This window comes from uncultured Campylobacter sp., from assembly GCF_938031315.1.
In the GTDB taxonomy this organism is placed as follows: Bacteria; Campylobacterota; Campylobacteria; order Campylobacterales; family Campylobacteraceae; genus Campylobacter_B.
In genome coordinates, this window is sequence record NZ_CALHHT010000470.1 from 1 (window position 1) to 10,922 (window position 10,922).

Sequence of the window (10,922 nt, forward strand, 5' to 3'; positions counted from 1 at the left end):
GTCAGCATCGGCGGACTTATCATTTCGTGGTTAGTGGGCTGGTACCTGCCGCGCCTGGAATACGATAACCAAAAGGTAGAAGCAGCGTTTCGTAAAGAGTTAGTCTTGGCCGAGGACGACAAAATCAACTATGGAGGACAGGAGCAAGTCGAGGGGCTGTTTGCGAAGCTGAAGCATAACTATTACAAGCTATATTTGCATCTTTGTTATTTCGATCTATGGCTTCGATCTTTTTCTCAAATTTTAATTTTAGTGCCTTACTTCTTGGTAGGTCCTGGTATTTTTACTCAGGCGATCACTTTGGGTGTGTTGGTGCAGGTAAGTAACGCCTTTAATCAAGTGCGCGGAAGTTTTAGTATTTTTATGAATAACTGGACGACGATCACGGAGCTTCGCTCAATCCATATGCGACTTAAAGAGTTTGAAAAAAATATCGACTACAAGGGCTAGATAAAATTTCGCCCGCACCTTGCGGCCCTAGATTTCGCTTTCTAAATTTAAAGCGAAATTCCGGGCCGCAAGCTTTTAAAATTTCTACGCTTTTACTGCTCTCTTTTTTCGTGATGAACGATGTTTAGCTTTATAAATTTATAGCTCGCGATTAGCAAGATCATCCAAATCGCGATGAAAACTAAAGATTTGACCATTTTTAATCCTTAAAATTTTTTATAAATGCGGCGCGCAAAAGGCGCCGCCGATATGAAATTTAACCAAGCGCAAAAGCACGCAGTGCCGCGCACGCGAGCAGCTTCTTGCCGCCACACGGGGCGCGCAGAAGCCGCGCTAGAGCGGGTGCCTAATAATGCTCGTTTGAAAGCCCCTCTTTATCGAGCTTTTTAGCATCCATCGCGCGCCAAACATAGCTGATATAACCCAGCACGAAAGGCACTAGAAACGACACGTAAAACATCGTCTTAAGCGTATAGAGGCTCGAGCTTGCGTTGCTTATCGAAAGCGAGCTTTGCAGGTCGAAATTTGACGGATAAAACGCCGTGTTGTTTAGCCCCAGGATCAAAAATACGCTCGTTACCGCGCATACGACGCCCACGCCGTAGAAAAATACTCCGCGCACGCTGCTTGTAAATGCGCCTTTGAATATCCCCACCAGCACCAGCACAATGCCGAGCAGCAGCAAGATTAGCGCCGCGGGCAGGCTTAGGTAATTGTGCAGATACTTAAAACTCTCGAGACTTACGACTCCGCCCGCGCCGACTACATAGCCCTGCTTTAGCAAGACCCACGCCAAAAACGCGATGAAAAAAACCAAAAACGCGCTAGCGTTAAATTTAAGCGAGGCTTTGAGCTTGGCGATCATTTCAGGCTCGGCGATATTATTCATCAAATATAAGCTCGCTCCCGTCCTAGCGCAGAAAAATAGTGCAACTCCCAAGATGTAATTAAACGGATTTGCTAGCGCCTCAAGTCCGCGAGCGGAGCTTTTCCACTGCACGAAATTATTATCGCCCAGCGCAAACTCGCTGCCGCTAAAAAGCGTCGAGACGATGATGCCAAGCAGGATCGTGCCCAGCGAGCCGTTTATGAAAAGAAAGGCTTCATAAGTTTTAGCGCCCAAGAAATTATCGGGCTTTTTTCTGTATTCGTAAGCGACGGCTTGGATTATGAAGCAAAAAAGCAGAGCCATCCACGCCCAATACGCACCGCCGAAGCTGGTCGCATAAAATAGCGGAAACGCCGCAAAGCACGCTCCGCCGAACATCACGAGCGTAGTAAATGTAAGTTCCCATTTCTTGCCGATGGAATTTATTATAAAATCCTTCTCGGTCTCATTTTTCGCCAGCGTAAAAAGCAGCGTCTGACCGCCCTGCACGAAGAGCATAAAAACCAAAATTCCGCCCAGAAGCGAAACCACGCACCACCAATAAATTTGAAAAATTTCGTGCATCTTAAAATCCTATCTTTATCTGTTTTAGCATGATCTTTATCTCGGCTATGAATAAAACCGTAAATAAAACCGCAAAGAGCGCGAATGAGATCATTATGTTCGTTCCCGCCAGGCTCGTAGCTGCGACGCCCACCGGCATGAGATCTTGTATCGCCCACGGCTGGCGCCCTACTTCGGCTACTATCCAGCCCGCCTCGCACGCGACGTATCCCAAAGGGATGCTAAATACGCAAAGCCATAGAATTTTCTTGTATTCGGCGAGATTCTTTCGCATCGCCAAAAATAGCGTTACGAAAAATAGCAAGATAAAATAGCTTCCCAGAGCCACCATCACGTGGAAGCTATAAAATGTAAGCGCCACGGGAGGGACGATCTGCTTCGCATCGTCAAGGTAGCCGTAGCCTAGATTTTGCATATTTTGGTTGCCGAATAAAATTTCGCGCGCCTGCTGCATCGCTGCGGTATCATTGGCGTCTTTGGCGAGCTTGTAATCCTTTAGCGCTTGCAGGGCGATTTTGCCTTTTTCGATCTTTTTATCCGCGCCTTCGATGCCGAATTTTTCGTTTCCAAATACCAAATCATCGATGCCCGGAGTGAAATTATCAAGCCCTCTCGTAGCCATCAGCCCTAGCGCATAAGGCGCTTTAATCTCAAATAAAAACGGCTCTTTATCGTCTCCCGCGGTTTTGCTCGGATTTAAAACTCCCGCCGCGACGATGCCTGCGTTTACTTCGCCTTTATACAGGCCCTCCATCGCCGCAAGCTTCATCGGCTGCTTTTGCGCGACCTGATAGGCGCTCTCGTCGCCGCTAAATAGCACGAAAAGCGAGCTTAACATACCGAAGCTTGCCGCCACGATGAAGCTTTTTTTAGCAAGCGCGAAGTCTTTGTTTTTTAACATATAAAACGCTGAAATTCCAAGCACGAAAAGCGCCGCGGTAATGTAGCCGCCGCCGACGGTATGCAAAAATTTAGCCACTCCGAAGTGAGATAGCGCGATATCTAAAAAATTACTCATCTCGTTGCGCATCGTATCGGGATTAAAGCTCGTACCGACGGGGTTTTGCATCCAGGCGTTCGCGATCAGGATCCAATACGCGCTTAAATTTGATCCGATCGCCACGAGCCAGGTTGAAAGAAGATGAAATTTTTTGCTTACGCGATCCCAGCCGAAGAACATTACCGCAAAGAAGGTAGCCTCTAAGAAAAACGCCAGCAAGCCCTCGATCGCAAGCGGAGCGCCGAAGATATCGCCCACGAACCAGCTGTAATTCGCCCAGTTGGTGCCGAACTCAAACTCCATTATGATACCGGTCGCGACGCCGATTGCGAAATTTATACCGAAAAGGCGCAGCCAAAATTTAGTGATCTTGAGCCACTCCTGTTTGCCGGTCGCGACATATAGGCTCTCCATAAACGCCACGATAAAGCTAAGCCCCAGCGTTAGGGGCACGAAAAGAAAGTGATAAAGCGCCGTGAGCGCAAACTGCGCCCTCGACCAATCCACGCTAGCAAGCTCTTGCATTCCTACTCCTTAGTCAAATTTTTATAGATGAAATCGATTTTTTCTTGATCGGTTTTAAATTTAGAATCTAAATTTTCGTCGAAAATGAAAAATTTTAGTAGCACAAAAATTATAAATAGCTTGATCAAAATCACCGCCCATAGCGTTTTGCCAAGCTTCATCGAAGCAAATCCGTGCGCGTAAAATTTTAAAATTTTGCCGAAAAACATCAAATTTTAACCTTTAGCAATTATTAGTTTATATTTTTTATTATATAGTAATTAATTAAAATCTAACTTTAAATTTTAAAAATTTCGCGCTGATTTTATCCTATTTCGAAAAAAATTCCAAACTCTGCCGCGACGCGCCGTAGCGCGCGTTTTCAAAAACCGAGCGGTCTCGCCGCTTTTTAGATTAAAATTTTGCTTCGTTTCAGGCGGCGTAAAAGATAAAGTTAGCGGCGTCATATCGTTTAATGCAGCAAATTTAAAGCAAGATAAAATTTTAATCGTTTGAGCGATATAAAATTTAGCGCCGCATCCGGCTCTAAATTTAGCGAAGATTTGCGGCGTAACTCATAAGCTTAATTATCTCTTGGAGATCAAATTTACCGCCGAAAAAGAGATTGAAAGCAAGCGCGCCCTGATTTATCAGCATCTCTTTGCCATCCTTTGCGGGCAGATTTTTTGCACGCGCGGCTTGCAAAAACGGAGTCTGCTTGCCGTAGATCGCATCGAAGGCAAATTTCGCGCGGGATAAAATTTCATCTATTACCCCCTCAGGTGCAGGCAGAGCGTCATCTTTGAGCCCCGCGCCGGTGGCATTGACGATAAGATCGTAGTCTTTGGATTTGAAATTTTCATAGGTAAAAAATTCCTCGCAGCCGAAGTCAAATTCCTTTGCGCTGCGGTTTAAGATGTCAAATTTCACGCCGTTTTTGCCTAATGCGTAGCCGATCGCTCGCGTCGTGCCGCCCGCACCCAAAATAAGCGCATTGCGGATCTCGCCAAAACCCAAGATCGCGCAGAAAAACCCTTGTGCGTCGGTGTTAAAACCGTGCAGCGCGCCGCCCTTTAACACGAGCGTATTTACCGAGCCGATCTTCTGCGCCGCCTCGCTTAGGACATCGCATGCTTTAAATGCGTCGAGCTTAAAAGGCACGGTTACGTTCGCGCCCGTAAGCCCTAAAGTTTCAAATTTAGCTCGCAGCTCCTCGCCGCGCTGCAGCAAAACTCGCCCATAGTAGGCGTCTAGGGCTAGAAATTTTATAGCGTAATTATGAAGTAGCGGCGAGAGAGAGTGGGCGATCGGGTTGCCGAAAACCGCAAATCTGTCCACTATTTCACTCGGTATATATACGCTCCGCTATTGATGCTGCGCATATCGCTAAGCGCCTTTTGTAGCGCCTCGCCCTCAAAAGGTCCAACTAAAATTTTAGTCACGCTCTTGCTTCCGACGTGAGTTTGCAGCGCAATTGGGCTGTAGCCTTTTTTGGTGATTTTTTTGGTATCAGATCCGTTTGGATCGTAGGCATTGGATGCGAAAACCTGCACATAACTGCCGTTTGCCACGCTGGTGCTGGTGCTCTTCGCCGCAACGCCAGCTGCTTTTATGCTCTCGCTTTTAGACTCCGGCTTGCTAGCTTCTTTTTTAGGCTCGAGCTTAGCAGGCTCTTTCTTGGTCTCAGCTTTAGCATGTTCCTTTTTAACTTCCGTTTTTGAAGACTCTTTTTTAACTTCTGTTTTTGCTTGTTTTTCAGGTTCTTTTTTAGGCTCTACTTTCTGCTCGACTTTTCTAATTTCGGTTTTAGAAGGTTCTTTTTTGATCTCGTCTTTTGCAGACTCTTTTTTAGGCTCGGACTTCTTTACGTCCGTTTTTTCAGGTTTTTTAGCTTCGTCTTTAGGCTCAATCTTTTTACTTTCTATTTTAACTTCGGATTTTTTTGGCTCTTCTTTGATTTCGGGCTTTTGGATTTCTACTTTCTGTGCTTCAGGCTGAGCGCTTGCGACGACCTTGCTTTCGGAATTAGGCTCTTGGGTTTTTATCTCTACTTTGGTTGGAGCTGCAGATGCTGCATTGGGTTCTGATTTCACTTCTACAGGCTCAGGCTGCGAAGGCTCGGGTTTTTGAACTTGCACGGCAGGCTTTTGCTCCGCTTTGGCAAGCTCTTCTTCACTAGGCATAGTAAGACCTGCGTTAGTATCAATATCGTCTTTATTAATAGCCTTCATTATGATTAAAATGATTAAGAATAAAACTACGACGCCGGCTGCAACGGTAAGACCTTTTTTTAAATTCGCGTTCTTATCGACATTGCCGCTATTGATCACTATGTCGTCTATGCTGCTCATATCGAAATTTTTGTCGTTCATACTCTCTCCTAAGATTATTATTTACTTTGTAAATTCTACCACGCAAAATTTACGAAATAAATAATTCGGGTAAGCTTACCCGAATTTATTAAATTTAATACATCGCGCGGTCGTAGATGATAAAGCGGTGCGCCAAATCCCGCACTTCCTCTTTGACCTGCGCCTGAAGCTTGGAATTTGAGATGTCGCTTAGCACGTCGGCGATTTTATTTCCGATAAACTCAAATTCTTTCTCCTTCATGCCGCGCGCCGTAAGTGCGGGGCTTCCGACGCGGATACCGCTGGTGACGAATGGGCTGCGCGTCTCGCCCGGCACGGTATTTTTATTCGTCGTAATACCTGCGTTTTCAAGCGCGGCGCTAGCGTCCTTGCCGCTAAAATCTCTATTTAAAAAGCTCATTAAAATCAGATGGTTATCGGTGCCGCCGCTAACAAGATCAAAGCCGCGCTTAACCAGCGTTTCGCCCAAAACTCTAGCGTTTGCCTTGACCTGCTTGGCATAGACCTTCCACTCGGGGCTTAGATTGTGTTTAAAGCCCACCGCCTTAGCGGCGATGACGTGCATTAGCGGGCCGCCTTGGATGCCCGGGAAGATCGCCGAGTTGATCTTTTTAGCAAATTCCTCGTCGTTGGTCATTATGATGCCGCCGCGCGGACCGCGAAGCGTTTTATGCGTGGTCGAGCTTACGACGTGGCAGTGCGGAAACGGATCCGTGTGTTCGCCCGCGACGACGAGCCCTGCGACGTGCGCTACGTCGGCGAAAAGAAACGCGCCCACGCTATCTGCGATCTGTCTAAATTTAGCAAAATCTATCTCGCGCGTATAGGCGCTCGCACCGCAAACGATCATCTTCGGCTTTACGATCTGAGCGATCTCAAGCACCTTATCATAGTTTATGCGACCATCGAGCTCCACGCCGTATTCAAAGCTCTCATACATCTTTCCGCTGCTTGAGACCTTCGCGCCGTGCGTCAAATGCCCGCCGTGGCTAAGCGCCATGCCTAAAATTTTCTCGCCCGGTTTCAAAAACGCAGCATATACACCCTGGTTGGCTTGGCTGCCGCTGTTTGGCTGGACGTTTGCAAACTCACAGCCGAAGAGCTTTTTGCAGCGATCGATCGCAATCTGTTCGATCTCGTCTACGAACTCGCAGCCGCCGTAGTAGCGCTTGCCGGGATAGCCCTCGGCGTATTTGTTCGTTAGCACCGAGCCCATCGCCTCCATCACCTCGGGATAGGTAAAATTTTCGCTCGCGATCATCTCCAAATAATCGCACTGGCGAGTAAGCTCTTTGTTGGTTAAACTAAAAATTTCATTATCGAATTTTTCTAAATTTGACACGTTCACTCCTTCTCTAAATTTAGCGGCCTCATCGCAGGGAATAAAATCACGTCGCGGATCGATTTTTTATTCAGCAAAATCATCGCCAAGCGATCGATCCCAAGCCCCCAGCCGGTAGTCGGCGGCATCGCGTAGCTAAGCGCGCGGACATAATCCTCGTCCATCTCGTGAGCTTCGTCGTCGCCAGCGTTTTTAGCGTCGATTTGCGCCTTAAATCTGGCGTATTGATCGAGCGGATCGTTCAGCTCGTTAAAGGCGTTGGCTAGCTCCTTGCCTGCGATATAAAGCTCAAATCTCTCGGCTATCTGCGGATTTTCGTCGCTTCTGCGCGAAAGCGGGCTGATCGAGATCGGAAAATCCACGATGAAGGTCGGATTTATGAGCTTAGCTTCTACGTAATTATCAAAAAGTTCGCTCTGCAGGTGGCCTAGATCGAGCTTTTCATTGACTTCAAATTTATCCTCTTTGAGTTTGGCGATGATCTTTTCGCGATCATTTACGATACGTGGCTCGATGCCGCCTATCTGCGTAAGCGCGTCGAGATACTTTATGCGCGCAAAAGGCTTTGAAAAATCGATCTCGCGCTCATCGTAGATTAAAATTTCGCCCAACCCAAGCCTCTTAAACAGCGCTTTAAATAGCTCCTCGGTTAGGTTCATCGCGTCGTTATAATCATGCCACGCCCAGTAGAATTCTATGCTTGTAAATTCCGGATTGTGCGTCAGATCCATACCTTCGTTGCGGAAGTTTCGGTTGATCTCAAAGACCGCCTCCATGCCGCCTACGACGAGGCGCTTTAGATAGAGCTCCGGCGCGATACGCAAGTAGCGATCAACGTCTAGGGCATTGTGGTGCGTGATGAAAGGCTTAGCATTCGCGCCGCCTGCGATAGGGTGCATCATCGGCGTTTCGACCTCCAAAAATCCGTGCTTTTCAAAAAAGCTGCGGATCTCGCTAACGATGATCGAGCGCTTGATAAAATCCTCGCGGACCTCGGGGTTCATTATCATATCGAGATATCTTTGGCGGTAGCGCATCTCGATGTCGATTAGGCCGTGAAATTTCTCCGGAAGCGGGTAGATCGCTTTGGATGCAAGCGTTATTTTGCTAGCATGGATCGAAAACTCCCCCGTTTGGGTGACGAAGGCGTATCCGCACACCAAAATTATATCGCCCACTTCGAGATTTTTCTTAAATTTAGCGTAATCCTCCTCGCCGATGCTGTCGCGCGAGTAATAAATTTGAATATTGCCGCTTTGATCTTCTATGTTTGCAAAGGTGGATTTGCCCGCGACGCGCTTTAGCTTTAATCGTCCGGCGAGGCTTACCTTCTCGCTCGCTTTTTTATCCTCGGTATCTTTTATGAAGCCGAATTTTTCTTTAAACTCGGCTATGCTCATATCTTTTTTCAGAAAGTGCGGATAGGGATTAGCCCCTAAATTTCGAAGTTCCGACGCCTTGTCTATCCTTTGGATTTCTAACTGGCTATCAAACAATCTACTTCCTTTTTGCCGCGCATTCAGGGCAAATTCCATACAGCTGCATCATATGTCCCGTAAGCGTAAAACCGTGCTCTTTGGCGACGGCAAGCTGTTTGCGCTCGATAGTAGCATCTTGAAATTCTATGATCTTATTGCAGCTTTTGCAGATTAAATGGTCGTGGTGAGGTTTATTTGCAAGCTCAAATTTCTTGCCCTGTGCGCCAAATGAGATCGACGTCGCCATACCTGAATCCTCAAGCAAATTTAAGGTGCGATACACCGTCGCTATGCCTACGTTTAGTTCGGGGAATTTCGCTTTGATCTCATTATGAAGCGCTTCGGGCGTGAAGTGTTTGTTATTGTTATAAAGCGTGCGGAGCAAAACCTCGCGCTGCTTAGTATATTTTAAACCGCTAGCGGCAAGTGCCTTTTTAAACTCAACGATTAGAGCGTCAAACTCTAAATTTTCGATTTTTGCATTCATAATTTTGTCCTTTCTGTAGAATTTACTTCTGAACTGGCGTTAAAATCGCTAGGTTCAGTGCTTTGATTTTGATCCGAGTTCATACGGGTGGTAGAATTTTGATCTTTTAAGAGCTTATCATCCATCTTAGAACCGATAGAATCCAAGCTTTGTTTGATCTTCGGATCGTCTTTGAGATTTAAAATCCAGTTTCCTATTTTTAAAAAAATCGGCGCAGTTTTGCTGCTTTCAAAATACCTTTTGGTCTGTTCGTTCATCGACATAGGACCGCTTGCAAGCGTAACGATAACGGCAAAAATCAAGAAAATTTTACTTACGCTAAACACGAACCCGCCGATCTTATCGACAAAGCCCAGTCCACTCCATTTAAAGAATTTTGAAATAATTTCGCCTATAATCAGACACGAGATCCATACGCCAAAAAGCACAGCGATAAAGCCGATGAGAACCTGCGTCGTGTCGCCCGAAAGCACGCCGTTTGCATTCTGTAAAGCTGGAATTTTTGCTGCAATCCACTCGCCTGCCATAGTTTTATAACGCATCGCGGCAAAAAGACCGCCGATGAGACCCAAAATTCCAAAAATTTCTTTTACAATGCCGTTGGTGATACCGCGCAGTCCGAAGAGCACTACGAGTACCAAACAGCCGACGTCGAACCAATTAATAGCTTCCATCAAGCACCCACCACGCCTATTAACTCTTGCAGGTTAGTCGAGTACCTAAACGCCGTATCTTTTGAAATTTGATTTGCACGGATCGCTTTAACCATCGCTTGAGTTTGAGTTATCATACCGGTAGATTGCTGATTTAGCTGCATTTGAGAGTAAATTTGATGCACTTTGTTTTCTCGGATCAGGTTCGCAACGGCGTTATTGTTGATTAAAATTTCATGTATCGCGATACGTCCACCGCCAAGACGTGGAAGCAAGCTCTGCGAAATGACCGCCGTAAGCGATACAGAGAGCATATTTCGCACCTGAAGCTGCTCGCCACCGTCGAAGCTATCAATGATACGGTTGATCGTTTGCATCGCTGAGTTCGTATGCAGCGTACCGAAGACCAAGTGTCCGGTTTCGGCTGCGGTGATCGCAATAGAAATCGTCTCTCTATCGCGCATCTCACCGACGAGGATGATATCAGGATCTTCGCGCAATGCGAATTTCAACGCATTCGCATAGGAATGGGTATCGGTGCCGATGTTTCTGTGCGAAAAAAGAGCTTTTTTATTCGTATGGACAAACTCAACCGGGTCTTCAACCGTAATAATGTGCTTACGCTCCTTTTCGTTGATCTCATTTAGCATCGCAGCAAGCGTCGTAGATTTACCGCTACCGGTAGGTCCAGTAACCAAAATCATACCCTTTTCATGCTTGACCACTTCTTTAAAAATCCCAGGGGCTTTTAAATCGTCTAGACTTGGAATATCAATAGGAATGATACGAAATGCCGCAGCTAGATCGCCGTTCATCGTGTAATAGTAGTTTCCACGGAAACGCCCGATATTAGGAAGCTCGATCGCAAAGTCAAGCTCCTTATTTTCTTCCAACGCACTTTTTTGTGCGTCTGTGATGAGCGCGTAGCAGATATATTCGATATCGGTACCCTTAAGTGGCTCCATAGCAAGCGGACGTAGTGTTCCGTCGATACGAATCTGAGGCGCAGAGCGCGAAACCAAGTGCAGGTCGCTCGCTTTGTTAAAAACGACCGTTTTAAGTAGAGTTTCGATATCTACTAAATTTCTTTGAGCTTCTTCCATTAAAATTCCTTTCAGTCTATGATCTTCGGCACTACGAAGTAATTTCCTTCGGACTGCGGCGCGTGTTTTAAAATATTCGC

11 protein-coding genes are annotated in these 10,922 nt (G+C 46.4%); 1 reads left to right on the forward strand and 10 read right to left on the reverse strand.

Features of this window, described 5'->3' with window-relative positions; translation table 11 throughout:
* The coding region (locus Q0236_RS11635) for an SbmA/BacA-like family transporter (protein ID WP_297918200.1) at window positions 1-450 on the forward strand (450 nt) is incomplete at its 5' end.
* A 346-nt stretch (window positions 451-796) separates the two neighbouring features.
* Here Q0236_RS11635 and Q0236_RS11640 read toward each other — a convergent pair.
* The 10 genes from Q0236_RS11640 to Q0236_RS11685 all read right to left on the reverse strand — a co-directional run bounded on the left by Q0236_RS11640 (window position 797) and on the right by Q0236_RS11685 (window position 10,842).
* Complete coding sequence (locus tag Q0236_RS11640; RefSeq protein WP_297918202.1) at window positions 797-1,903, reverse strand: cytochrome d ubiquinol oxidase subunit II; 1,107 nt, start codon at window positions 1,901-1,903, stop codon at window positions 797-799.
* A gap of 1 nt (window position 1,904) precedes the next feature.
* Complete coding sequence (locus tag Q0236_RS11645) at window positions 1,905-3,428, reverse strand: cytochrome ubiquinol oxidase subunit I (RefSeq protein WP_297918204.1); 1,524 nt, start codon at window positions 3,426-3,428, stop codon at window positions 1,905-1,907.
* 2 nt (window positions 3,429-3,430) lie between these two features.
* The gene (locus tag Q0236_RS11650; protein WP_005871229.1) at window positions 3,431-3,637 is read right to left on the reverse strand and encodes a DUF4492 domain-containing protein; all 207 of its coding nucleotides are present in this window, start codon (window positions 3,635-3,637) and stop codon (window positions 3,431-3,433) included.
* 322 nt (window positions 3,638-3,959) lie between these two features.
* Entirely contained in the window at window positions 3,960-4,745 is a 786-nt protein-coding gene (locus Q0236_RS11655) for a shikimate dehydrogenase (protein WP_297918206.1), read from the reverse strand.
* Entirely contained in the window at window positions 4,745-5,779 is a 1,035-nt protein-coding gene (locus Q0236_RS11660) for a hypothetical protein (RefSeq protein WP_297918208.1), read from the reverse strand. Before Q0236_RS11660 ends, Q0236_RS11655 begins: the two co-directional genes overlap by 1 nt.
* 94 nt (window positions 5,780-5,873) lie before the next feature.
* Window positions 5,874-7,121, reverse strand: a complete 1,248-nt coding sequence (locus Q0236_RS11665; protein ID WP_297918210.1) for a serine hydroxymethyltransferase — start codon at window positions 7,119-7,121, stop codon at window positions 5,874-5,876.
* A gap of 2 nt (window positions 7,122-7,123) precedes the next feature.
* On the reverse strand, window positions 7,124-8,617 hold the full coding sequence (lysS, locus tag Q0236_RS11670) for a lysine--tRNA ligase (RefSeq protein WP_297918212.1): 1,494 nt from the start codon (window positions 8,615-8,617) through the stop codon (window positions 7,124-7,126).
* A gap of 1 nt (window position 8,618) precedes the next feature.
* Entirely contained in the window at window positions 8,619-9,086 is a 468-nt protein-coding gene (locus Q0236_RS11675; RefSeq protein ID WP_005871221.1) for a Fur family transcriptional regulator, read from the reverse strand.
* Window positions 9,083-9,760 (reverse strand): CvpA family protein, encoded by a 678-nt coding sequence (locus Q0236_RS11680; protein ID WP_297918215.1) that lies wholly within the window; start codon window positions 9,758-9,760, stop codon window positions 9,083-9,085. Before Q0236_RS11680 ends, Q0236_RS11675 begins: the two co-directional genes overlap by 4 nt.
* A complete protein-coding gene (locus Q0236_RS11685) occupies window positions 9,760-10,842 on the reverse strand; it encodes a type IV pilus twitching motility protein PilT (RefSeq protein ID WP_297918217.1) in 1,083 nt (360 codons plus the stop codon). The genes Q0236_RS11680 and Q0236_RS11685 overlap by 1 nt, the downstream gene beginning before the upstream one ends.
* Between the last annotated feature and the right edge of the window lie 80 nt (window positions 10,843-10,922).

What these genes read in the sequence shown, in the direction of transcription:
- Q0236_RS11645 (WP_297918204.1), bottom strand. Translation starts at nt 3,428, where the DNA reads ATGCAAGAGCTTGCTAGCGTGGATTGGTCGAGGGCGCAGTTTGCGCTC.
- Q0236_RS11660 (WP_297918208.1), bottom strand. Translation starts at nt 5,779, where the DNA reads ATGAACGACAAAAATTTCGATATGAGCAGCATAGACGACATAGTGATC.
- Q0236_RS11685 (WP_297918217.1), bottom strand. Translation starts at nt 10,842, where the DNA reads ATGGAAGAAGCTCAAAGAAATTTAGTAGATATCGAAACTCTACTTAAA.
- Q0236_RS11675 (WP_005871221.1), bottom strand. Translation starts at nt 9,086, where the DNA reads ATGAATGCAAAAATCGAAAATTTAGAGTTTGACGCTCTAATCGTTGAG.
- Q0236_RS11640 (WP_297918202.1), bottom strand. Translation starts at nt 1,903, where the DNA reads ATGCACGAAATTTTTCAAATTTATTGGTGGTGCGTGGTTTCGCTTCTG.
- Q0236_RS11650 (WP_005871229.1), bottom strand. Translation starts at nt 3,637, where the DNA reads ATGTTTTTCGGCAAAATTTTAAAATTTTACGCGCACGGATTTGCTTCG.
- Q0236_RS11680 (WP_297918215.1), bottom strand. Translation starts at nt 9,760, where the DNA reads ATGGAAGCTATTAATTGGTTCGACGTCGGCTGTTTGGTACTCGTAGTG.